The organism is Mesorhizobium sp. LSJC285A00, assembly GCF_000503155.1.
Lineage (GTDB): Bacteria > Pseudomonadota > Alphaproteobacteria > Rhizobiales > Rhizobiaceae > Mesorhizobium.
The window spans coordinates 20,806-43,581 of the sequence record NZ_AYVK01000030.1 but is presented as its reverse complement, the minus strand read 5'-3'; the positions used below and the strand labels follow the sequence as shown (position 1 = coordinate 43,581).

At 64.1% G+C, this 22,776-nt stretch carries 16 protein-coding genes and 1 pseudogene; 1 reads left to right on the top strand and 16 read right to left on the bottom strand.

The features are described from left to right. Positions 1-37 precede the first annotated feature (37 nt). From X726_RS146510 to X726_RS146555, 11 genes and pseudogenes are all read right to left on the bottom strand, one after another. Complete coding sequence (locus tag X726_RS146510) at positions 38-1,552, bottom strand: aldehyde dehydrogenase family protein (protein WP_023671784.1); 1,515 nt, start codon at positions 1,550-1,552, stop codon at positions 38-40. Between the two features lie 175 nt (positions 1,553-1,727). Then, positions 1,728-3,012: pseudogene (locus tag X726_RS01000000167260) on the bottom strand (RNA polymerase sigma factor). Further along, a complete protein-coding gene (locus tag X726_RS146515; RefSeq protein WP_023671781.1) occupies positions 3,009-3,383 on the bottom strand; it encodes a YciI family protein in 375 nt (124 codons plus the stop codon). Before X726_RS146515 ends, X726_RS01000000167260 begins: the two are co-directional and overlap by 4 nt. A gap of 82 nt (positions 3,384-3,465) precedes the next feature. Next, positions 3,466-4,566 carry a DNA topoisomerase IB gene (locus X726_RS146520; protein WP_023671780.1) on the bottom strand — a complete coding sequence of 367 codons (1,101 nt, stop codon included), beginning with the start codon at positions 4,564-4,566 and terminating at the stop codon, positions 3,466-3,468. 63 nt (positions 4,567-4,629) lie between these two features. Beyond that, positions 4,630-5,391 (bottom strand): hypothetical protein, encoded by a 762-nt coding sequence (locus X726_RS146525; protein WP_023671779.1) that lies wholly within the window; start codon positions 5,389-5,391, stop codon positions 4,630-4,632. Next, on the bottom strand, positions 5,388-6,227 hold the full coding sequence (locus X726_RS146530) for a glycosyltransferase family A protein (RefSeq protein ID WP_280940462.1): 840 nt from the start codon (positions 6,225-6,227) through the stop codon (positions 5,388-5,390). Before X726_RS146530 ends, X726_RS146525 begins: the two co-directional genes overlap by 4 nt. 107 nt (positions 6,228-6,334) lie before the next feature. Continuing rightward, a complete protein-coding gene (locus X726_RS146535; protein WP_023725135.1) occupies positions 6,335-7,270 on the bottom strand; it encodes a glycosyltransferase family 2 protein in 936 nt (311 codons plus the stop codon). A gap of 101 nt (positions 7,271-7,371) precedes the next feature. Then, on the bottom strand, positions 7,372-8,256 hold the full coding sequence (locus X726_RS146540; protein ID WP_023671776.1) for a transglutaminase family protein: 885 nt from the start codon (positions 8,254-8,256) through the stop codon (positions 7,372-7,374). Between the two features lies 1 nt (position 8,257). Next, on the bottom strand, positions 8,258-10,669 hold the full coding sequence (locus tag X726_RS146545) for a circularly permuted type 2 ATP-grasp protein (RefSeq protein WP_023671775.1): 2,412 nt from the start codon (positions 10,667-10,669) through the stop codon (positions 8,258-8,260). 6 nt (positions 10,670-10,675) lie between these two features. After that, positions 10,676-14,035, bottom strand: a complete 3,360-nt coding sequence (locus tag X726_RS146550; protein WP_023671774.1) for a transglutaminase family protein — start codon at positions 14,033-14,035, stop codon at positions 10,676-10,678. A 336-nt stretch (positions 14,036-14,371) separates the two neighbouring features. Further along, positions 14,372-15,568, bottom strand: a complete 1,197-nt coding sequence (locus tag X726_RS146555) for an acyl-CoA dehydrogenase (protein WP_027049851.1) — start codon at positions 15,566-15,568, stop codon at positions 14,372-14,374. A gap of 106 nt (positions 15,569-15,674) precedes the next feature. On the opposite strand from X726_RS146555, the gene X726_RS146560 reads away from it, so the two are divergent. Then, positions 15,675-16,586, top strand: coding sequence for a LysR family transcriptional regulator (locus X726_RS146560; RefSeq protein WP_023671772.1), 912 nt, complete (start codon positions 15,675-15,677; stop codon positions 16,584-16,586). Positions 16,587-16,597: 11 nt separating this feature from the next. On the opposite strand, the gene X726_RS1000000168170 is transcribed toward X726_RS146560, so the two are convergent. The 5 genes from X726_RS1000000168170 to X726_RS146580 all read right to left on the bottom strand — a co-directional run bounded on the left by X726_RS1000000168170 (position 16,598) and on the right by X726_RS146580 (position 22,773). Next, positions 16,598-16,780, bottom strand: coding sequence for a hypothetical protein (locus X726_RS1000000168170; RefSeq protein WP_023671771.1), 183 nt, complete (start codon positions 16,778-16,780; stop codon positions 16,598-16,600). Between the two features lie 49 nt (positions 16,781-16,829). Further along, a complete protein-coding gene (locus X726_RS146565) occupies positions 16,830-19,151 on the bottom strand; it encodes a Tex family protein (RefSeq protein ID WP_023671770.1) in 2,322 nt (773 codons plus the stop codon). Between the two features lie 114 nt (positions 19,152-19,265). Beyond that, positions 19,266-20,447 carry a serine hydrolase gene (locus tag X726_RS146570; RefSeq protein WP_023671769.1) on the bottom strand — a complete coding sequence of 394 codons (1,182 nt, stop codon included), beginning with the start codon at positions 20,445-20,447 and terminating at the stop codon, positions 19,266-19,268. Between the two features lie 32 nt (positions 20,448-20,479). Then, complete coding sequence (locus X726_RS146575; RefSeq protein ID WP_031215228.1) at positions 20,480-21,676, bottom strand: serine hydrolase; 1,197 nt, start codon at positions 21,674-21,676, stop codon at positions 20,480-20,482. A 62-nt stretch (positions 21,677-21,738) separates the two neighbouring features. Further along, the gene (locus X726_RS146580; RefSeq protein ID WP_023671767.1) at positions 21,739-22,773 is read right to left on the bottom strand and encodes an extracellular solute-binding protein; all 1,035 of its coding nucleotides are present in this window, start codon (positions 22,771-22,773) and stop codon (positions 21,739-21,741) included. Positions 22,774-22,776: the final 3 nt, after the last annotated feature.

Below are 22,776 nucleotides of genomic sequence, written 5' to 3'. Positions count from 1 at the left end.
CGGGTGGATCAACTGGTCAAAAGCCGGGCGCAGCATCTCAATCGATGTCGAATGACACGCCCTGCGCCAGCGGCAGCGCCTTGGAATAGTTCACCGTGTTGGTGGCGCGGCGCATATAGGCCTTCCAGGCATCGGAGCCGCTCTCGCGGCCGCCGCCGGTTTCCTTCTCGCCGCCGAAGGCGCCGCCGATCTCGGCGCCCGACGTGCCGATGTTGACGTTGGCGATGCCGCAATCCGAACCATCGACGCCGAGGAAGCGCTCGGATTCCTGCAGGTCGCGGGTGAAGATCGACGACGATAGTCCGGCGCCGACCGCATTGTGCTCGTCGAGCACGGCATCGAAATCGGAATATTTCATCACGTAGAGGATCGGCGCGAAGGTTTCTTCGGTGACGGGAGCCACCTGCTTCGGCATTTCGACCAGCGCCGGATGCACGTAATAGGCATCGGGATGGCCATTCTCGACCCGCGAACCGCCGGTCAGTTTGCCGCCGTGAGCGGTGGCTTCCTTGAGCGCCTTCTGCATGGCGTCGAAGGCCGCCTTGTCGATCAGCGGCCCGACGAGCGAAGACGTCTCCAGCGGATTGCCGACCGAGACGCTCTCATAGGCCTTCTTCAGCCGCGGCAGCAGCGCGTCATAGACGCTGTCATGCACGAACAGGCGCCGCAGCGTCGTGCAGCGCTGGCCGGCGGTGCCCATGGCGCCAAAGGCGATGGCGCGCAGCGCCATGTCGAGATCGGCGGTCGGGCAGACGATGCCGGCATTGTTGCCGCCGAGTTCGAGCACGGCGCGGGCAAAGCGCTTGGCCAGACGCGGGCCGACATCCCGGCCCATGCGGGTCGAGCCGGTGGCCGAAACCAGCGCCACCTTCGGGTGGTCGACCAGGATCTCGCCGACGGAGCGGTCGCCAATCAGCACCGGTGCCAGGCCCTGCGGCGCATCTGCGCCGAAGCGCTTGACCGCGCCGGCAAAAATCGCCTCGCAGGCGAGCGCCGTCAGCGGCGTCTTTTCCGAGGGCTTCCACACCACGGCGTCGCCGCAGACCAGCGCGAGCGCCGCGTTCCACGACCACACCGCGACCGGGAAGTTGAAGGCCGAAATGACGCCGACGACGCCGAGCGGATGCCAGGTCTCCATCATGCGATGTCCCGGACGCTCGGTGGCGATGGTTAGACCGTAGAGCTGGCGGGAAAGGCCGACGGCGAAATCGCAGATGTCGATCATTTCCTGAACTTCGCCGAGGCCTTCCGACGGGATCTTGCCGACCTCGATCGACACCAGCCGGCCAAGCTCGGTTTTGTGCGCGCGCAACTCCTCGCCGAGCAGCCGCACCAGTTCGCCGCGTCGGGGACCCGGCACCATCCGCCAGGCCTGGAACGCCGTGTGCGCGGCATCGATGGTCTTGGCCGCATCGGCCGGCGAAATCGTCTTCAGCGCCGCGATCTGTTCACCCGTCACCGGGCTGCGCACGACGAGGTCGCCGCCGGTCAGCGCGTCCTTGGCCACACCCAGTTTCGCCAGAAGTTCGGCCGTTTCCTTCGCGATCGTCATTTTTATCCCTTTCAGATCCGCTCGCCGTCATAGGGCGGCGGTCGAGCCTTGGCGCCATTGTCGCCCGCATGCCGCAGGCGCTGTCATGGCGTGCCATTACTCGTTTCAGGGGAAAATCGCCACCCCGGCATGGTCCAAGCCGGGATTGCACGATTGAGCCAGAGGAGGAACAGGCTTAGTGCGCTGTCTTCGCCGGCGCCTTCACGGCTCCGTCTCGCATCAGCCGGTCGATATGCATGCGGATATGGGCGGCTTCCGCTGCCGTGTTGGCCAACGCAATGGCGCGATCGAAGGCGACACGCGCCTCTTCGCCACGGCCGAGCTGCATCAACAGACCGCCCTTGAGGCCGAAGAAGTGGAAATAGCCGGACAGCCTCTCGCCTAGCGGCTCGATCATGGCAAGGGCAGCTTCCGGCCCGCGCACCTTGGCGACCGCAACGGCACGGTTCAGCGTCACCACCGGCGAAGGTTGCATCGCCTCCAGCAGGCTGTAGAGCAGGTCGATCTCTGTCCAGTCGGTCTCCTCGGGGGTTGCCGCCCGCGCATGAAGGGCGGCGATCGCCGCCTGCACCTGGTAGGGTCCGGGCTTCTGGTGGCGCAGGGCCTTGTCGACCAGCGCCAGGCCTTCGTCGATCATCTTGCGGCTCCACAGCGAGCGGTCCTGGTCGTCGAGCAGCACGATCTCGCCATTCTCGTCGAAGCGGGCCGGCGCGCGCGCATGCTGCAGCAAAAGCAATGCCGTCAGACCCATGATCTCCGGCTCGGTCTGGAACAGCCGCAGCAACAGGCGCGCCAGCCGGATCGCTTCCTCGCAAAGCGGCGCACGCGCCGGCGCCTCGCCGCTGTTGGTGGAATAACCTTCGTTGAAGATCAGATAGACCATGGCGGCAACGGCGGCGAGCCGCTCNGAGCCGCTCCGAGCGCTCGACCGCTCCGGGCGTCTCGAACGGCACGCCGGCATCGGCAATGCGCGCCTTGGCGCGCGTGATGCGCTGTTCCATGGCGCTTTCGCCGACCAGGAACGCACGCGCGATCTGCTTGACGGTGAGACCGGAGACGATGCGCAGCGCCACCGCGATCTGCTGCGTAGGCGGCAGATCCGGATGGCAGCAGATGAACAAGAGCCGCAATATGTCATCGCGGTAGTGCGCGCCGTCCAGCCGTTCGGCGATATCGCTCTCGGCATCTTCCAAGTCCGAGATCTGGTCCTCTTCCGGCATCGGCGCCTGCTTGGCGCGCTTGCGCACCGCGTCGATGCCGGTGTTGCGGCCGACAAAGATTAGCCAGGCCGCAGGATCGCGCGGCGGCCCGTTCTGCGGCCAGTTCTTGAGTGCCCTCAGGCACGCGTCCTGGAAAGCTTCCTCCGCCGTATCGAGATTGCGGAAATAGCGCAGCAGCGCACCCATAGCCTGCGGGCGGGCAGCGCTGATCGCCGAGCTTATCCAGGCGAGGTCTGTCATGTGGCTACTCTGGTTGGGTTGAAGACGGAAACCGGTCGGATCTCATAGGATCCGCCGCTGGGATTGACCTCGGAAAGCTCGCGCGCGAAGTCGACGGCTTCGTCGAGATCGGCGCATTCCAGCGTGTAGAAGCCGAGGAACTGTTCCTTGGTCTCGGCAAACGGGCCGTCGATGACGACCGATTCGCCCTTGACCTTGCGCAGCGTCGTCGCGGCGGTGGTGGGCAAAAGCCGCGCCACCGGCCCAAGCCGGCCGGCTTGAGCATATTTTTCCTGCACATGCATGAGCTTTGCCATGACCTCGTCATCCTGTGCCTTGCTCCAGGAGGAGACGACATCTTCGGAGGCATAGCAGAGGATAGCGTAGAGCATGGGACGTCCTTTTCTGTCTCAAAGGACGAAACAGTAGGGCCTGTGCCGACATGGCGTCGACAAAAAAGTTACGCCATTTTTGTCAGCCTTCGCTTGCCTTCAACCATCTCAGCACAAGAGCCTCTTCATCATCGAGACCGTCGATCGCTCGCTTGCGCTTGTTGGCCTCGGTCATTTCGCTAAGCAGCCGCCCTTCCACCCAGGCTTCGAAAACCTGTGGATGGATGTAGCATTTGCGGCAGACGGCGCGTGTGTTGCCGAGCCGCTCGGCCACCTTGTCGATGACCGCGTTCATCACACGCTTGGTCTGCGCCTGGCTTTCGGGAAGCTCCGTCCGCGCAAACAGCGACGCGGCATGGATGGTGCCGCCCCAGGTGCGGAAATGCTTGGAGCTGAAATTGGCGCCGATCGCGTCGCGGATATAGCGGTTGACATCGTCGGAACGCACTCCATGCCTCTCGCCGTCCTCGTCGAGATATTGGAACAGTTGCTGCCCCGGAATATCCTGCGCGCCGCGCACGACCCGGGCGATGCGGCGGTCGACCAGCTTCAACTTCCATTCCTTGCCGGACTTGCCCTTGAAGGCAAAGCGCAGGCTGGATCCCTTGATGTCGACGTGGCGGTCGCGCAGCGTCGTCAGCCCAAAGCTCTTGTTGTCGCGGGCATAGGCGGCATTGCCGACCCGGATCATCGTGTTGTCGAGCAGCCAGACAATTGCCGCCACGACGCGCTCGGCCGGCAGGCCGCGGCGGCGCAGATCGGCATCGATCCGGCGGCGCAACTCCGGCAGGCTTTCGGCAAAGGCGACAAGGCTGGAGTATTTGGCGCCGTCGCGCTCGGCGGCCCACAGCGGATGGTAGCGGTACTGTTTGCGCCCGCGCTGGTCGCGGCCGGTCGCCTGGATGTGGCCGGCGGGATCGGGCGAGATCCACACATCCGTCCATGCCGGCGGAATGGCCAGCGCCTTGATGCGGGCAATGGCTGCCGCGCCGACGGCCTGTCCTTTCGCGCCCTTGTAGGAAAAGCCTTCGCCCGCCTTCAGGCGCCGGATCCCCGGCTCGCTGTCGCTGATATAGGTGAGCGAGGCCTGTTCGGCAGCGGTCTGCGCGCCGTTCTTCGGCGCTCCATCGTCCCCCTGTCCGGCAGCCGACCGGCCGGATGGCGTCCCAGATTTTTCAAGCATGCCCGCTCCACGAAATTTTTCTCGTAGATAAGCGCCAAGCCGACTGCTGGTTCCACCCCGTTGCTATGGAATGTGGTCGGGTCCACCAATGGTGGCATCAGCCGGCACGGCCATCCAGAGGCCGCCATCGTCGACGTGAGGCGGATGGTAGTCGCGCCCGGGCGGAATCTGTTCGAACACGGCCCCTGCCTCATCGGCAAGGTAGTCATAGCCCACATCCTGCAGGAGCCCCTTTGGATCAAGGTGGTGGTAGAGATTGCGGCGGGCGATCCGCCGCTTCGGCTCCATCATCTTTAAATGATAGAGGTTGAGCCCGCTGTTGCGGGCCTTGAAACCAAGATCGGGAGGATACCAGAGCCCGTGCAGGTCCTCTGGTCGGTACTTCGCCGGATCGTAGGCTCTGAACAGACGATACTGGAACTTTTCGGCCCACAGCCCGTCGACCCGGTACTCGGTCGGCGAATACAATTCGCGGAGCCGGAACCCCCAGGCCATGCGCCTGTAATCCCCCGTCAGCTGTCCGATCCGCTCCGCGGTACCGCGTTCCAGCCGCTCATCGGGATCAATAGCCAGGATCCAGTCGGCGGCAGCTTCATGCGCTGCGTCGAGCAAGATCCGCCGCCGCTGCGGCTCGCTGCTGAACACGCCGGTCGCCCCGCGATCGTCATAGGCAATCCAGCCGTCAACGACCGGATCGATATTGGTGATCAGATCGGCAACCAGATGCGCGTCATAACGATAGCTGAAAACTGCGACCGTTCTCTGGCGCGTCCAGAACAGTCGGCTCCGTCGCCAGCGTCGAGGCTTGATTTGGCTCGTTATCATTTTCTTGTTGCCGCTTTCACGCGATTTCGCACGCCAATATAGACACCCACGGATTTGACCAGCAGGGCAAGCCAGACAATTGGCATCGACATCATCGCGAAAGTTCGATCCCGATCGGAAAGCCCGATCTTCGCCAGCTTGCGGGCATTCCGCCGATCGCGAAACGTGTCGCGAAAACACCGAAACGGAGTGTTCAGGGCGGACGCTGCGAGGTAATCGCCGCGGCGACAGCCGCGCCTGTACTGATCGGCAAGCAATCTGGACAGCCGGGTTTCGTTGCGATGAACGGTTTGCACCTTAGGCTCCCAGACCGGCTGCAGTTCCTGCGGCAGCCGCCCCAGAAATTCGGTGTTTTCGGCAGCAGGCATGGTTTCATCGAACAAGCCATATTCATCGAACAGCCGCCGATCGAACGACACGCCGTAACGCAGCGCACGATCCGACGGCAGACCGGGAAGCCGTCGCATGAACATGATCAGATGAGCCGCACAGGCGATCAGATTGCGCGGATGGCTATTCACCATCGCGCTCGCCACGGCGCGGTCGCCAGCCAGATGCCGCTGCATCCGTGCCTCGGCCCAGCCCGAACAGGCGAGGCAATCATCGGCAAGAAAGGCAACGAAAGGCGCTTTGGTGGCCGCAATGCCGAGATTGCGGGCTGCGCCGACAAACAGCCTTCGACCGACCTCGATCACTGGCACCTTGACCCCGGCGCCGGTCAGCAGCGCCAGGACCTCGCCTCCGCCCGAGTTGACCACCATGATCTCGAGCGGCGCATTCTGATCAAGCAGGGATGTCACCGCCTCGACGATTTGAGCCGGCGCGCGATAGCCGATGACAATGACGGCACGCTGCGGCGGGNAGCAGGGATGTCACCGCCTCGACGATTTGAGCCGGCGCGCGATAGCCGATGACAATGACGGCACGCTGCGGCGGGGCTGATTCAGGCACGTTGCAACTGGACGCGCGGAGAGGAAAACCAGCGCCGCAGCGCCAGCTTCAGCTGGTAGCGCCTGCAACGCCAGGTGTTCGACCGCACCTTCGGCGCCGCCGCCGCGATCCTCAGGAACCGCGCCGCCGTCTCCAGATCGCCGCGCGCATAGTGAACCCTGGCGATCTTGAGGGCGACCAGCCCCTCCCTGGTTTTTAGCGACGACAGTGGGATGCCACAGTCAGTCAGCTCGCGCAGCGCCAGCCGCCAGTCGAGAAAGCGGCGCACCGGTCTGGTGATGAAGCGATCATCGGAACGCACTGCCGAAACGTGGTAGATCATGACGGGATGCACGATCAGGGCAAGCGACGCCCTGCCCATCAGCCTGGACCAGAACAGCGTGTCCTCGTCATAGGCAAGCCCGGTCGGGAAGCGCGTGTCGCCGACGACGCGCCGGGAAACCAGCGCACTGCCCACGGCGATCGAGCGAATGTGACCTTCCAGATAGGCCGAGGCATTGGCTATACCATCTTCTATGTAGCCGGCTGGAAGCTTGAGGTTCCGGTTCTCGCCATCGGTGCGCCGACGGTAGGCGCCGATCACCATGTCGGCGGCCGGCTGCGCCCCCGCCCGGACCAGCATCGACCGCAGCCCGCCCTCCAGATGCAAGTCGTCGGCGTCGATCAGGTAGATCCAGGAGCATTGCGCCTGCGCCAGCGCCACATTGCGGGAGCCGCCCGCGTCCCGGCAGTTGCTCATGAGCACGCGCAACGGCAACGAGAATTGCGTGGCGGCATTCAGCGCGGCTTCTGCCGTCCCGTCCGAGGAGGAATCGTCGACCAGCAGCACCTCGCCGATAACCTCGGCTTCGGAACGAAGCGAGGCCAGCGTGGCCGCTATGGTTGCCGCCGCATTGTGCGCCGGGATGATGACACTGATTGCCGTCAATACCGAACTCCGCATCAGCATGCCTGCCGACCGATCCTCCCCGAAGTTTCAACCGAGCATAACGGGCATCGCCGTTGTTGAGAAGCTGTGCTTCGAGGCTGTCAGGCCTTCTCGAGCGCGACCGGGATGACGTCGACGGCCTGGTCGCCGACCTGGCCGCCGGTGGTTTTCAGCACGCCGACGATCGGAGCCACGTCGGAATAGTCGCGGCCATAGCCAACGGTGATGTGGTCGTTGCTGGCCCGCATGCCATTGGTCGGGTCGAATTCCTGCCAGCCGGCATCGCGCCCACACCACACCTTGACCCAGGCATGCATGGCATCGGCGCCTTCGAGCCGCGGCTTCCCTTTCGGGGGAATGGTGCGCAGGAAGCCGCTGACATAACCCGCAGGAATACCTAGCCCGCGCAGGCCGGCGATCATGATGTGGGAGAAGTCCTGGCACACGCCCCGCTTCAAACGGAAGGCATCGCTGGCCCCGGTACGCACCGTGGTCGCTTCCCCGTCATAGGTGAAATCGCGGTGGATGCGGTTGCACAGATCGATGGCCATGCCGACCGTCGAGCCGCCGGCGCTGTCGCGGGCATAGGCGGTGATCGCCGCATCGATGCCGGCATGATCGCTGGCGGCGAGAAAGTGATGCGGTGCATCCGGCGCCAGTGACCGTACGGCGCCGAGTTCTTCCTGCAGGCGCTGCAGATCGGGCGACACGTCGAGCCCAGGCTCCGGCCGTGACACCGACACGCGCGCGCTCATTCTGATGTCGAGCCCGTCATGGACGTCGCGAAAGGCGATCGCGGTGACATTGTTGCCGAAGAAATCGGCAAAATCCGTGCGCTCCGATGGGGTCGGCACAAACGAAAGCGAGGCCGCGATCACGCGCTGCACGCCGGCAATGGTCGGCGGCAATACACGCACCTGATGCCGGCTGCCGCCGGCCGCGGCGTCATAATCGTAGCTGAGATGAAGCCTGATATCGTACAGCATGTTAACCAAAATACGCTTTAGCCAGGCTGCTATAGAGGTTGCCGATCTCAGTTGCGAGATCGTCCAGCACCTCCGCCGACATCTCCGATGGCTCCATGACGGCAATTGCCGTGTTGAGCTGCAGGATTTCCTTGGCCGCGACCGACATATGCCCCTCCGGCCCAACCGATGGCAACAGGCCGATCTCCGCCTTCAGCCGTTCGAGCTGGAACAGGATCGAGCGCGGGTTGAGTGGGTCGAGCGCCAAGAGGTCGATCACCGTGCGCCGTCCGGCCCGCACCGGATATTGCCGGCGGTGGGTCATGACGCTGTCGCCGATCTCCAGCATCATATCGAGCGAGCCGTCCGACGCACCGGACCTTGTCAGTCGGGCTAGCGTACGGGCGATCTGGATGCCGCGCTCGATCCGCCGGCCGATCTCGAGGAAACGCCAGCCGGTGAAACGGTACATATTCTCGTGCAACAGGCCGGAGAAACCGGCGAGCTTGCGCAGCATGACCGTCATGGCCCGTGTCGCGTCGTCACCCGGCGCCACCGTGGTGGCGAACTGATGAATGGTCTTCGACAGGTCCTTCAGCGCCAGCCAGCCATCGGGCGAAAAGCGGTCGCGGATCTGTCCGGCGCTGTAGACGGCGCTGTCCAGCGTGCCGATCAATCCGGGCGGAATGGCCGCTTCGAGATCGACGCCGAACGGTTCGAGATAGTCCCTGATATCGGCGAGCAGCAGCATGTCAGGATCGGACGTCTCGGCCAGCCGCACATGATAGGCGCGCAGGATGCGAACCGTATCCTCCGAGCGCTCGATATAGCGGCCGAGCCAGGTCAGGTTTTCCGCCGCGCGGCTGGGCAGGCTCCCCGGCATGGTGCGGACGAAGCTGTCATGCTCCTGCGGCAGCAGCGTCTCGCGCTCGACCGACCGGTCGCTGACCACCCAGACGTCGGCCGCCTGGCCGCCGCGCTGCATGGCGATGGCCGTCGGGTCGAGCGAAAGGCCGACACGGGCGAAACCGCCCGGCATCACCGTCCAGCCATCGGGCGTGCGCGCCAGATAAACGCGCAGGCTTGCCGGTCGCGGTTCCAGCCAGCCGCCGACATAGACCGGCGTCGTCGACAGCGTCACCGCTTCCTGGCCGACGAAACCGCTGCCATCGCTCTCGATGCGCGCGATCAGCGCGATGCGTTCCTCCGGCGTCAGTGCCGAACCGAGCCTGGTCTGGCCGTCATCCTCGAAGGCCAGCCGCGTCGACAGCGCCGGACCGATCACCATGCGATCGATATTGGCAAGCACATGGGCCCGTTCGGTTGCTTGCCCGCACCACCAGGTGGCGACGCTTGGCAACAGAAGTTCTTCGCCGCGCAATGCGCGCGAAATCTTCGGCAGGAAGGCGAGCAGCGCCCGGGTTTCCATCAAGCCCGACCCCAGCGCATTGACCGTAGACACGGTGCCGCGGCGGATCGCCTCGACCAGCCCCGGCGTGCCGATATGCGAGTCCGACCTCAGCTCCAGCGGATCGGCAAAGGCGGCGTCGAGCCGCCGCCACAGCACGCTGATCGGCATCAGCCCCGAAACCGTGCGCACCATCAGCTTTCCGCCGGCGACGGTCAGATCCTCGCCCTCGAGCAGCATGATGCCGAGATAGCGGGCGATATAGGCGTGCTCGTAATACGTCTCGTTGAGCGGCCCCGGCGTCAGAATGGCGACGCGGCCGTCATTCTCCTTCGCCATGCCGATCAGAGCATCGCGAAAGCGACGGAAGAAACCGGCCAGGCGATGCACATGCATCTCGCCATAGACGTCGGACAAAGCCCGCGTCGTGGCGACGCGGTTTTCCAGCGCAAAGCCGGCGCCCGACGGCGCCTGCGTGCGGTCGCCCAGCACCCACCAGCTTCCATCCGGCCCACGGCCGAGCTCGAAGGCGCAAAAATGCAGGAAATGACCGCTGGCCGGCATGGTGCCGACGACGGGGCGCAAAAATTCGGGGCTCCCCGCAATCAGGCCTGCCGGCAGGATTCCCTTCTCGATCAGCCGGTTCGGGCCATAGATATCAGCGACTATCTCCTCGAAAAGGTCGGCGCGCTGGACGAGACCGGCGCTGATCCCGGCCCATTCCTTGTCTTCGATCAGCAGCGGGATATGCGCCAGCGGCCATTCGCGCTCATTGGCGCCGGCCTTGTCATAGACGCGGTAATAAACCCCGGCGTCGCGCAGATACTGGTCGGCGCGGGCAAAGCGCTGGCCGAGCTTTTCCGGGCCTAGTTCCTCCAACGCCTCGATGAAGGGTGCCCAGGCCGGACGCGGACGGCCCGAAGCATCGACCATCTCGTCGACGACGCCGTCAATCGGCTGGTAGTGCTCCAGCAGACTGTGCCTCAGCGGCTTGCCGCGGACCTTTTTCTGATTCCCCTTTGCCATCGCTGATCAGAGTCTTGCTGGCCGCCTGAGGTCAAGGGTCATGGGGAAGTCTTCAGAGGCTTCTTCATTGCGCAGCACATAGGCCGACGGCGTATGGCCGCGCGGCTCGAAGCGGGCGAGACGCCTCGCCTCAGCCTCATTGCCGTTGACCGGGAAAGTGTCGTAGCTGCGCCCACCTGGATGCGCGACATGGTAGACGCAGCCGCCCACCGCCCGCCCCGACCAACGGTCGTAGATATCGAAGACGAGCGGCGTGTTGACCGGCAGCGCCGGGTGCAGGCCCGACGAAGGCTGCCAGGCCTTGAAGCGCACACCGGCTACCGCGACCTCGCGATTGTCGGTGACCTTCATCGGCACGATTCGGCCATTGCAGACAATGGCATGGCGTTCCGGGTTGAGGCCTTCGGTCCTGACCTGCAGCCGTTCGACCGAGGAGTCGACGAAACGCACAGTGCCGCCGATTGCGCCTTGCTCGCCCATGACATGCCACGGCTCCAGCGCCTGCCGCAGTTCCAGCTTGATGCCGGCATGCTGGACTTCGCCGCAGAACGGAAAGCGGAACTCCAGCTGGGCATCGAACCATTCCGGCCGGAATTCGAAACCGTTGAGCTTGAGGTCGTCGAGCATGTCGAGGAAATCCGCCCAGACATAATGCGGCAGCATGAACCGGTCATGGAGCGAGGTGCCCCAGCGCACGAAGCGGCCATCAAGCGGGTTGTTCCACGCACGGGCGATGATGGCGCGCACCAGCAATTGCTGCGCCAGCGACATGCGCGCATTGGGCGGCATCTCGAAACCGCGGAACTCGACAAGCCCAAGCCGGCCGGTCGGGCCATCGGGCGAAAACAGCTTGTCGATGCAGATTTCCGAGCGGTGCGTATTGCCGGTGACATCGGTCAACAGGTTGCGAAACAGTCGGTCGACCAGCCAAGGCAGCGGTGTGTTGCCCTGGCCCGGATGCGGCACCTGCGCCATCGCGATCTCGAGTTCGTAAAGCGAGTCGTGCCGCGCCTCGTCGAAGCGCGGCGCCTGGCTGGTCGGGCCGATGAACAGGCCGGAAAATAGATAGGACAGCGACGGGCGCCGCTGCCATTGTAGCACCAGGCTCTTCAACAGATCGGGCCGGCGCAGGAACGGGCTGTCATTGGGCGTCGCGCCGCCGACGACGACATGGTTGCCCCCGCCGGTACCGGTGTGGCGGCCGTCGATCATGAACTTGTCGGCGCCAAGCCGCGTCTGCCGTGCTTCCTCGTAGATCGCCGTCGTCGTCGCCACGCAGTCCTGCCAGTTGGCAGCCGGATGGATGTTGACCTCGATGACGCCGGGATCGGGTGCCACCCTGATAACGTTGAGGCGCGGATCGTGCGGCGGTCCATAGCCTTCGATATGCACGGGAAGGCGGATCGACTTGGCCGCGTTTTCTGCGGCTGCGACCAGTTCGAGATAATCTTCCAGCGCCTCGACCGGCGGCATGAACACGCAAAGCCGCCCGTCGCGCGGCTCGACCGAAAGTGCTGTACGCACCGCGCCGCCGATCTCGGTGATCTCCTGCTCCACCCGGTCTTGCTGGCCGGTCGTCGCAGTGAACGATACCGCCTGCTGGCGCCGCGCCATCTCGTCGGCGCCTTCCAGTTCGGCCGGAGCCGGTTCTGGCAGTATGGCTTCCCGCGCCGGCAGCGGTCCACGCGGCAGCGACGGATCGACCGGCACAATATAGGGGAACTGCGCCGGCGGCACATAGGGCAGCGTGCCCAGCGGCAGGCGGTAACCGACAGGGGAATCGCCCAGCACCAGGAACAGCCGCCCGCGCCGGGTCTTCCACTTCTCCGAGCGCCAGCGCGGGTCCGAAGCCTGGCTGTTCCAGCGCTGCACCGGCAGCACGTAGCCCGACGGCTTGGTCAGCCCGCGCTCGAACACTTTCGCCATGCGGCTGCGCTCTTCCGGGTCTTCCAGCTTGGAGTTGGACGGATCGACATTGTCGGGCAGCTTGCCTTCTTTCAGCAGCCATTCGGCCGGGTCCTCATAGGCCTCGCTGACCATCGCCTTGTCGATGCCGAGTTCGCCGGCGATTGCCGTCAGCAAGCTCTCGGCCTGCTGCGGCCCCACCTTTGCGTCGCTCTTTTCGCGTGCGATCAGCGACGGATCGCTCCACACCGGCTGGCCGTCGGTGCGCCAATAGAGCGAAAAGGTCCAGCGCGGCAGGCTTTCGCCCGGATACCATTTGCCCTGGCCGTAGTGGAGGAAGCCGCCCGGCGCGAAGCGTTCGCGCAATTTACGGATCAGCGCATCGGCCTTTTCGCGCTTGGTCGGGCCGACGGCGGCGGTGTTCCACTCGGCGGACTCGAAATCGTCGATGGAGACAAAGGTCGGCTCGCCGCCCATGGTCAGCCTGACGTCGCCCGCTTGAAGTGCGGCGTCGACCTTGTTGCCCAGCGCATCCAGCGCCTGCCAGCTTTCGTCCGAGAATGGCTTGGTGATGCGCGGATGTTCGGCGATGCGGTCGACACGCATGTCGAAGCCGAATTCGACATTGGCGAAGCTCGCCATGCCGGAAATGGGTGCGGCGTTGCGGAAATGCGGCGTGGCCGCCAGCGGCACATGGCTTTCGCCGGTGAGCAGGCCCGACGTCGGATCGAAGCCGATCCAGCCGGCGCCCGGCAGATAGACCTCGCACCAGGCGTGCAGGTCGGTGAAGTCGACGGCGGTTCCGGCGGGGCCATCGAGCGCGACCAGATCGGGCTTCAGCTGGATCAGATAGCCGGAGACGAAACGCGCTGCGAGGCCGAGATTCCTGAGGATTTGCACCAGCAGCCAGCTCGAATCCCGGCACGATCCCTTTTTCGCGGCCAGCGTTTCCTCCGGCGAGAACACGCCGGTTTCCATCCGCACGATATAAGCGATCTCCCGCTGCAGCCGCGCATTGAGGTCGACGACGAAATTGACGGTGTTGGTGGCGCTACGGTCGATGGTTGCGAGGAAAGTAGACAGCAGCGGCCCCGCCGGCTCCGGCGTGCGGTAGATGGCGAGATCGTCCCTGATGTCTTCGGGGTACTCGAACGGGAAGGTCTCGGCCGATGGCTCGACGAAGAAATCGAACGGATTGTAGACCGTCATGTCGGCGACGAGATCGACCTCGATCTTCAATTCCGTCACCGGTTCCGGGAAGACGAAGCGGGCGAGGAAATTGCCGTAGGGGTCCTGCTGCAGATTGACGAAGTGGTTCGCCGGCCCGACCTTCAGCGAATGGCTGAGCACCTTGGTGCGGGAATGCGGTGCCGGCTGCAGCCTGATGACCTGGGGCCCGAGAACCACCGGCCGGTCATATTTGTAATGGGTCAGGTGGTAGACGGCTGCCAGTATTGCCATGGGGCCCCGGAGATCGGCGTTTCTTCAGCCGAACCCTGACACATCTATTGGCCATTCTCCAAGCAGAGATGTTGCGCTGCACCTAAATTAAGCAGCTAACGACCGCGGAACCGTGCTTAGCGGCGGGGTCACCGCCCGTGCCTGCCTTAGACGTCGGGGTTAGCGAAGCCCTTCGCGCCTTCGTCATCCTGGGGCGAAGCAAGGAGCGAAGCGACGCGGCGCAGACCCCGGGATCCATGCCGGGACATCAGCCGAAGAATGCAACGTGCAGAACGATCCTGTTCACATCCTGCCCTGAAAAGATCCTGCCCCGCAGTGCCGGACGAAGCAGAGGGCTCAGAAAAACGCCTGTATCCCCGTCTGAGCCCTGCCAAGGATCAGCGCATGCACGTCATGCGTGCCTTCATAGGTGTTGACCGTCTCCAGGTTCTGCGCGTGGCGCATGACGTGGTAGCCGATCTGGATGCCGTTGCCGCCATGCATGTCGCGGGCCTGGCGGGCGATGTCAAGCGCCTTGCCGCAATTGTTGCGCTTGACGATGGAGATCATTTCTGGGGCCATCTTGCCTTCATCCATCAGCCGCCCGACGCGCAGCGAGCCCTGCAGGCCGAGCGCGATCTCGGTCTGCATGTCGGCGAGCTTTTTCTGGAACAGCTGCGTGCCGGCGAGCGGCTTGCCGAACTGCTTGCGGTCGAGTCCATACTGCCGGGCCCGGTGCCAGCAATCCTCGGCGGCGCCCATCGCGCCCCAGGAAATGCCGTAGCGGGCCCGGTTGAGGCAGCCGAATGGGCCGCCGAGGCCCCTGGCGTTGGGCAGCAGCGCGTCTTCGCCAACCTCGACGCCTTCCATCACCACCTCGCCGGTGATCGAGGCCCTAAGGCTGAGCTTGCCGCCGATCTTCGGCGCCGACAGCCCCTTCATGCCCTTCTCCAGCACGAAACCGCGGATTTCGTCCTTGCCGTTGTCGCCCTTCAGCTTCGCCCAGACCACGAACACGTCGGCGATCGGCGCGTTGGATATCCACATTTTCGAGCCGGAAATCTTGTAGCCGTTCGCCGTCTTCTCGGCCCGCGTCTTCATGCCGCCCGGATCGGAACCGGCATCCGGCTCGGTCAGGCCGAAACAGCCGATCCATTCGCCCGAAGCCAGCTTCGGCAGGTATCTCTTGCGCTGCTCTTCCGTGCCATAGGCATGGATGGGGTACATCACCAGCGACGATTGCACCGACATCATCGAGCGGTAGCCGGAATCGACCCGCTCGACCTCGCGCGCCACCAACCCGTAGGTGACGTAATTGGCGCCGAGCCCGCCATATTCCTCAGGGATGGTGATGCCGAGCAGGCCGGCCTCGCCCATCTCGCGAAAGATGCCGGCATCGGTCTTTTCCTCGAGATAGGCCTCCTCGATGCGCGGCGCGAGCTTGTCGGCGGCAAAGGCGGCCGCGCCATCGCGCACCATGCGCTCATCCTCGGAAAGCTGGTTCTCGATCAGGAAGGGGTCTTCCCAGACGAACGCGTTCTTGTCGGCGGCCATGGCTTCGCTCTCTCCCAAAATCTTGAAGTGCTCGGGCTTATCCACCTCCGCTTCGGAAAAATCAAACAAAATTGCATCACAGATCAATGAGGTTTAGTAATGGATCATGAACGTCCAACGCCGGCTTTTACCCAGCACCAGCGCCCTTGCCGCCTTCGAGGCCGTGGCCCGCCTTGGCTCCTTCACCGCTGCCGCCCAGGAACTCGATTTGACCCAAGGGGCCGTCAGCCGCCAGATAGCACTTCTGGAGGAACAGTTCGGCCGCCGGCTGTTCGAGCGCGACAGCCGCAATGTTCGGCTGTCCACGGCGGGCGAAATCTATGCCGAAGCCGTGCGGGCGGCACTCGGGCAATTGCGCGACGCCGCGCTCGGATTGATGAGCAATCGGCATAGCGGCATGCTGAACCTCGCCATACTGCCGACCTTCGGCACGCGCTGGCTGATGCCGCTGATCCCGGATTTCGTCGCAGAAAACCCTGACATCACCATCAACTTTGTCACCCGCATCGGCCGCTTCGACTTCGCCCGCGAGCGGCTCGACGCCGCCATCCATCATGGCCAGCCCGACTGGCCGGACGCCGACTCCACGCTTCTGATGCGTGAGACCGTAATGCCGGTGGTCTCGCCAGACTTCCTTGCCAGCCGCGATATCACCACGGCGGCCGACATCAGCCGCCTGCCGCTGCTGCACATGGCGACGCGTCCCGGGGCCTGGGGCGAATGGTTCGAGGGACAGGGCTTGAGCGCACCGATCGGACCCGGCATGCAGTTCGAGCAATTCGGCACCGTTGCCCAAGCCTGCATGGCGGGGCTTGGCGTCGCGCTCCTGCCGCAAGTTCTTATCGCCGGCGAATTGCAGCGCGGTCAGCTCGTGCAGGCGCCGGGACAGCCGATGCAAAGCCGCAGCGCCTACTACCTCGTCGTCCCGAACGACAAGCGCGGCCACCCGCCCGTCGTCAGCTTTCGCGACTGGCTGCTGGGCCAGGTTGAGAAGGAACCGGCCGTTCTGGCCTGGTAGCTACTTCCGCTTCATCGACTCGGTTTCCGGCTGGAAGCGCAGCGTTTTTGCGACTTGCGTTCGGCAACTTTCGCATCGAGCTTGCTTTTGATCCGGGCGAAAGCCTGGTCTCCATCGACCGAACTGCCACTCGCCATGCCCTCGTCCCAAAGACGCCCCAACTCTTGGACACTCACTTTCTCGAAACTTGCCATATCGCGCGTATCTCCACACAAGGATGCGATTGCAAGGAACCATTCGAGGCTACTTCCGCTTCAAGGCATCGGCCAGTGCTGCGCCAAACGCGCCTTGCTGTGCCGGTCCTTCCGGCTGACGCTGCGGCATCGGCGAAGGTTGCGCCGGCTTGCCGCCGCCATTGTCGCGCGGCCCCTTCGGCGTCCCGCCCTCGCCGCCGTCCTTGCGCATGGACAGCGCGATGCGCTTGCGCTTGATGTCGACATCGACGACCCGCACCTTCACCACATCGCCCGCCTTCACCACCTCATGCGCGTCCTTGATGAAACGATCGGCCAGTTGCGAGACATGCACCAGCCCGTCCTGGTGCACGCCGATATCGACGAAGGCGCCGAAGGCCGCGACATTGGTGACGGTGCCTTCGAGAAGCATGCCGGGCTTCAGATCCTTGATATCGTCGACGCCGTCGGCAAAGGTCGCCGTCTTGAAGCCGGGGCGCGGGTCGCGGCCGGGCTTTTCCAGCTCCGCAATGATGTCGCGCACCGTCGGCAGGCCGAACCGTTCGTCGACGAAGACGCGCGGATCGAGCGCCTTGAGCGCGGCACTGTCTCCCATCAGCGAGCGCACATCGCGACCGCAGACGGCTACGATCTTCTTGGCCACGCCGTAGGCTTCCGGATGGACCGACGAGGCGTCGAGCGGCTCGCTGCCATTGGCAATGCGCAGGAAGCCTGCGGACTGTTCGAACGCGCGCGGTCCGAGCCGCGCTACCTTGAGCAGCTCCTTGCGGCTGGCGAACGGCCCGGTCACATCGCGATGCGCGACAATGGCATCGGCAAGCGACGCGCCCAGGCCTGACACGCGGGCCAAAAGCGGCGCCGAGGCAGTGTTGAGATCGACGCCGACGGCATTGACCGCGTCCTCTACCACCGCCTCCAGCGAGCGGCCAAGCCGGTACTGGTCGACATCATGCTGGTACTGGCCAACGCCGATCGATTTTGGCTCGATCTTGACCAGTTCGGCGAGCGGGTCCTGCAGGCGCCTGGCGATCGACACCGCACCGCGCAGCGACACGTCGAGCCCGGGAAACTCAGCCGCCGCTGTCGCCGAGGCCGAATAGACCGAGGCGCCGGCTTCGCTGACGATCACCTTGAGCGGCTTCGGCCCGCCATCCGAAGGCATATCGGACAGCATGTCGGCGACCAGCTTTTCAGTCTCGCGGCTGCCGGTGCCGTTGCCGATCGAGATCAGCTCGACCTTGTGCAGGCGGATGAGCTTGGCGAGCTCCGCCTGTGTGCCGCGCACATCGTTCCGCGGCGGAAATGGATAGACCGTCGTCGTCGCCAGCACCTTGCCGGTGCCATCTACCACCGCGACCTTGACGCCGGTGCGGATGCCGGGATCGAGCCCCATGGTCGGCCGCGATCCGGCGGGCGCTGCCAGCAGCAAATCCTTGAGGTTGCGTGCAAAGACATGGATCGCCTCTTCCTCCGCCCGCTCGCGCAGGTCGCGCATCAAATCGAGCGTCAGGTGCAGCGAAAGCTTGATCCGCCAGGTCCAGCCGGCGACTTCCATCAGCCAGCGGTCGCCCGGCAGGCTGCCGCCGATGGCGTAGGCATTGGCGATCATCCGCTCGACCGGCTTCACCGGCGAGGCATCGTCGGCATCGACCTCGATGTCGAGCGACAACACCTCTTCGTTGCGGCCGCGCAGCATGGCCAGCGCACGGTGGCTCGGAACATTGGCCCAGCGCTCGACATGCTCGAAATAGTCGGAGAATTTCGCCCCGGCCTCCTGCTTACCGTCGACGACACGGGCACGCATGAAAGCGCGCTCCTTCATGTAGGTGCGAAGCTTGCCGACCAGATCGGCATTTTCCGCGAACTGTTCCGACAGGATGTCGCGTGCGCCTTCCAGTGCGGCCTTGGCGTCGGTCACATCCTCGGTCACATAAGCCAGCGCCGCCTCGGCGGGCACCAACGACCGGTTGGCCAAAATAGCCTCCGCCAATGGCCCCAGCCCGCGCTCCCGGGCGATCTCGGCCTTGGTGCGCCGCTTGGGCTTGTAGGGCAGGTAGATGTCTTCCAGTTCAGCCTTGGTGGCGGCAGCCACAATTTTGGCCTCAAGTTCTTCGGTCAGCTTGCCCTGCTCGCGGATCGAACCGAGAATGGTATCGCGGCGCGCATCGAGTTCGCGCAGATAGGCCAATCGCTCGGCAAGGTCGCGCAATTGGGTGTCGTCGAGCCCGCCGGTGACCTCCTTGCGGTAGCGCGCCACAAACGGCACCGTCGCGCCCTCATCGAGCAGCCCTATAGCTGCTGATGCCTGCTCCGGCCGCGCCCCGATCTCTGCCGCGATGATGGATGCGATGCGTTTGCTGTCTGCTGCCATGCTGGTCCCTGTCGCAAAGAGGGGCGACCATAGGCGCTGATGTCCGTCACGCCAACCGCAGTGTTCTCAAGCGTCAAAGAGGTCCACAGGAAAGCGCCTTGCTTTGGCTCGTCCTCAGACCATCCCGCTCAGCGCCTCGAAAAAGGCAACGATCTCGCGTTCGAGCGGATAATCTTCAGGCACCGGCTGCGACCCCATTTTTGCAAACACCACTTCCATCTTCGGATCGACGTAGAGCCATTGGCCGTGGATGCCGATGCCGCAGAAAGCACCGTTTGCCGCACCCGTTTGGTACCACTTGTTGCGATAGCGGCCCTTCGGGAACAGATGCACCATCGTGCCGCGCTGCCAGGCCTCCGCGCTGCCGCCGGCAACGGTCGTATCGCGCACCCAGCCTTCCGGCACGATGCGCCGGCCATTGGCCGTGCCGCCCTGCCGCATCATCTCGCCGATACGCGCCAGGTCGCGCGGCGTCACCGAAATGCCGCCGGCGGTGCGCGCCGTACCTTCCATGTCGAGGCCGATCGAAGCCTCGCTGACAGCACCCAGCGGTAGCCACAGTTTCTCGCGCATCAGGTCCGGGAAGCGCTGGCCGGAAGCTCGTTCGAGCAGCAGGCCGAGCAGATCGGAATTGGGCGAACGGTAGCGGAAGGTTTTGCCGTGCGGTTCTTCGAGCCGCTGCAAGGTCAGAATGAATTCGCGCAAGCTTTCAGTGCCGCCGCCCGGATTCCACAGCGTAGCGCGACGGTACCGGGCAAAGGCGCTTTCGGGATCGAGATAGGCCTCCTCGAAGTCGAGGCTGACGCTCATGTCGAGCACATGCCGGCAACTTGCATCGGCATAGGCCGAACCGGCGGCTTCCGGAATGTACTGGGTCACCGGCGCTTCCAGGTCGAACACGCCCTCGCCTTCCAGTATTCCGGCGATGATGGCGGTGACCGATTTGCTGATCGAGAAGATGATGTGACGGGCGCCGAAATCCATATTGGGCGCGAACCAGTCGCCGATGAACTGGCCACCCTTCATCACCGCCAGCGCATCGCTGCTCGAACGCGCCAGGAATTTGGCCACCGTCTCCGGCGCGCCGGCGATCGAAACCTTTTCGCCGAGCAGGCCGCTCAGGTCCCGCACCGGCGCTTCGACGCTTCCCGGCGTCGCCGCCACGGGGGCGGTAGGCACCAGCTCGCCAAGGTTCTGGAACGACCAGCGGTTGAACGGGCTTTCGCGCCAGTTGGAGAGCAGCACCTCATTGCGGGCGAAGCCGTAGCGGGTCTCGAACGCGGTCTTGCCGGTCATGAACGTTTCCTCAGAGGGTGATTTGTTGTGGGTCAACCAAGCGCCATGGCGATGGTGTGCACCGCCTTCAGCGTTGCCACCGAATAGGCGACATTGCTGAAATCCGGATAGGTCGAAAGCTTGACCACGACCATGCCGGTGTCCCAGTCGATATGGATCATCTGCCCGAACACGCCCCGGCACATCAGCGCGCGTGAGCGCGGGTCTTCGATCCAGAACTGGTTGCGATAGCTGCCTTCGGGCAGGCTCGGATTGAAGTCCGGCCCATGCCTGCCGTTGCGCGTCGCCTCGATCCAGTCGGCCGGCACGATGCCGCGGCCCTTGTCGAGGATCAGCTGGCCGAAGCGGGCGTAATCGCGCAGCGTCGCGTTGAAGCCGCCATCGGCCAGCGCATAGCCGGCGCTGTCGACCGTGAAGCAAGCGCTTTCGTCGACGCCGAGCTTTTGCCACAGCTCCTCGGACACCAGCTGCGCCAGCCGTTTACCGGTGACCCGCTCCATGATGAAGGCAAGCACGTCGGTCTCGATCGAGCGGTACTCGAACGCGGCGCCATGCGGCCGCACCTTGTCCTTCAGCTGCAGGATCAACTCGAACAGATGCGGCGGCCATTGGAAATCCGGATCGCTGTCCGGCGGCACCGGCTTCCAGCCCGTGGCGACATCAACCTGGCCGATGTCGGAGTAACGGTCGGTGTATTCCTCGGAAAACCGCACGCCGGTGGTCATATCCAGCACATGCTGCACGCTGGCGCCGTCCCAGCCGGTCGCGCCGAGCTCCGGCAGATAGGCGGTCACCGGTTTGGCCGGGTCGATCAAGCCGCGCCCAACCAGAATACCGAACACGGTGCCTGTTACCGACTTCGCCATCGACTGCGACAGATGCAGCGTGCGCTCGGCCATGCCGTTGAAATAGCGCTCATAGGCTACCTTGCCGTCTTTGAGCACCAGGAAGCCGTCCGTGTAGGTCTCGTCGAGCAGGCCAACGAGCGTCGTCGGACGGCCCTTGCTGTCTTCCACCGGCAGCGCGTCGAGATCGGTCCCTGCGCGCTCAAGACGATGGCGATGGCCATTACCGCGCCAGACCTCGATGGTCGGCAGGAATTCGCGGATGTGTTGAAAGGCCCAGCGATTCCATGGCGGCCGGTCCCAGTCGAGCTTCGGCAGCACCATTTGAGGCGGCGAGCCCTGCATGATCGACGGCCGCGGATCGCTGTTGCGATAGGAGTCCATGAAAGCCATTCCGGAAAAGAAAAGACCCGGCGGCGCATGCCGCCGAGTCTGTCAGACTGCGGTTATTTCTGCAGTTCGGTCCAGATCTTGGTGTAGATGTCCTGGATCTCAGGCGCGCACATCTTCTGGAATTCGCCTTGTGCCTTCGCAGCCTCCGGAATGACGACTTCCGGGGCATCCTTCATATCGGCCGGCATGTACTTGTCCGAGCCGGTAATTGCGTTTGCGTAGCGATGGAAGGCCGAGAGGCCGGCCGCGTTTTCCGGATCCATGATGAAGTTCTGGAACAGCTTGGCGTTCTCGACATTTTTGGCTTCCTTGAGAACGACGACGTTATCGCTCCACAGGCCGTAGCCTTCCTTCGGATAATTGTAATGGATGGCCGGATTGGCCAGCCGCTGACGCAGCGCCGAACCGTTCCAGTCGCTGGTCGCCTTGAAGTCGCCGGCGCCCATCTTTTCGATGGTGTTGTATTCCATGGCGATCCAGTTCGGCTTGGCCGCGACAAGCGTGTCGCGCACCTTCTTAAGCACCGTCTTGTCGTCGGTGCACTGCTGGCCGCCGACATATTTGATCGCCGCGAAGATAACGTCATTCATCTCGGGAACGACATTGGTCTTGCCCTTCAGCTCGTCCGGCGTGTTGAAGATGATGCCCCAGCTGTCGGCTGGTCCCTTGTAGGCATCGGTGTTGACGACGACGCCAACGGTGCCCAGCGCCCACGGCACGGAATATTTGCGGCCGGGGTCGAAGTCTGGATTGGCCCATTCCGGCGCCACGTTCTTGAAGTTCTCCATCTTGCCCGGATCGGTCTCCTGCACGAGGCCCTCCTTGATCCAGATCGGCACGTAGGTTTGCGACGGAACGGCGATGTCGAAGCCGGTGCCGCCCTGGCGTACCTTGGCGAGCGCCGTATCGTTGGAATCGTAATCGGTGATCGTCACCTTGACGTTGTATTTGGCTTCGAACTTTTTGATCACATCGGGGCTGGTATAGTTGCCCCAATTGTAAATGTTCAGCTCGCCATCGGCGCGGGCCAGGCTCGTCGTTGCGAGCAGCGCCAACCCGATGGCGGCTGTCGTTGTTTTCCAGTTCATGGT

Excerpts from the sequence above, each read along its gene's own strand:
- X726_RS146550 (WP_023671774.1), bottom strand. The coding sequence starts at position 14,035 with ATGGCAATACTGGCAGCCGTCTACCACCTGACCCATTACAAATATGAC.
- X726_RS146570 (WP_023671769.1), bottom strand. The coding sequence starts at position 20,447 with ATGACCGGCAAGACCGCGTTCGAGACCCGCTACGGCTTCGCCCGCAAT.
- X726_RS146525 (WP_023671779.1), bottom strand. The coding sequence starts at position 5,391 with ATGATAACGAGCCAAATCAAGCCTCGACGCTGGCGACGGAGCCGACTG.
- X726_RS146555 (WP_027049851.1), bottom strand. The coding sequence starts at position 15,568 with ATGGCCGCCGACAAGAACGCGTTCGTCTGGGAAGACCCCTTCCTGATC.
- X726_RS146580 (WP_023671767.1), bottom strand. The coding sequence starts at position 22,773 with ATGAACTGGAAAACAACGACAGCCGCCATCGGGTTGGCGCTGCTCGCA.
- X726_RS146540 (WP_023671776.1), bottom strand. The coding sequence starts at position 8,256 with ATGCTGTACGATATCAGGCTTCATCTCAGCTACGATTATGACGCCGCG.
- X726_RS146510 (WP_023671784.1), bottom strand. The coding sequence starts at position 1,552 with ATGACGATCGCGAAGGAAACGGCCGAACTTCTGGCGAAACTGGGTGTG.
- X726_RS1000000168170 (WP_023671771.1), bottom strand. The coding sequence starts at position 16,780 with ATGGCAAGTTTCGAGAAAGTGAGTGTCCAAGAGTTGGGGCGTCTTTGG.
- X726_RS146520 (WP_023671780.1), bottom strand. The coding sequence starts at position 4,566 with ATGCTTGAAAAATCTGGGACGCCATCCGGCCGGTCGGCTGCCGGACAG.
- X726_RS146560 (WP_023671772.1), top strand. The coding sequence starts at position 15,675 with ATGAACGTCCAACGCCGGCTTTTACCCAGCACCAGCGCCCTTGCCGCC.
- X726_RS146545 (WP_023671775.1), bottom strand. The coding sequence starts at position 10,669 with ATGGCAAAGGGGAATCAGAAAAAGGTCCGCGGCAAGCCGCTGAGGCAC.
- X726_RS146565 (WP_023671770.1), bottom strand. The coding sequence starts at position 19,151 with ATGGCAGCAGACAGCAAACGCATCGCATCCATCATCGCGGCAGAGATC.
- X726_RS146515 (WP_023671781.1), bottom strand. The coding sequence starts at position 3,383 with ATGCTCTACGCTATCCTCTGCTATGCCTCCGAAGATGTCGTCTCCTCC.
- X726_RS146575 (WP_031215228.1), bottom strand. The coding sequence starts at position 21,676 with ATGGACTCCTATCGCAACAGCGATCCGCGGCCGTCGATCATGCAGGGC.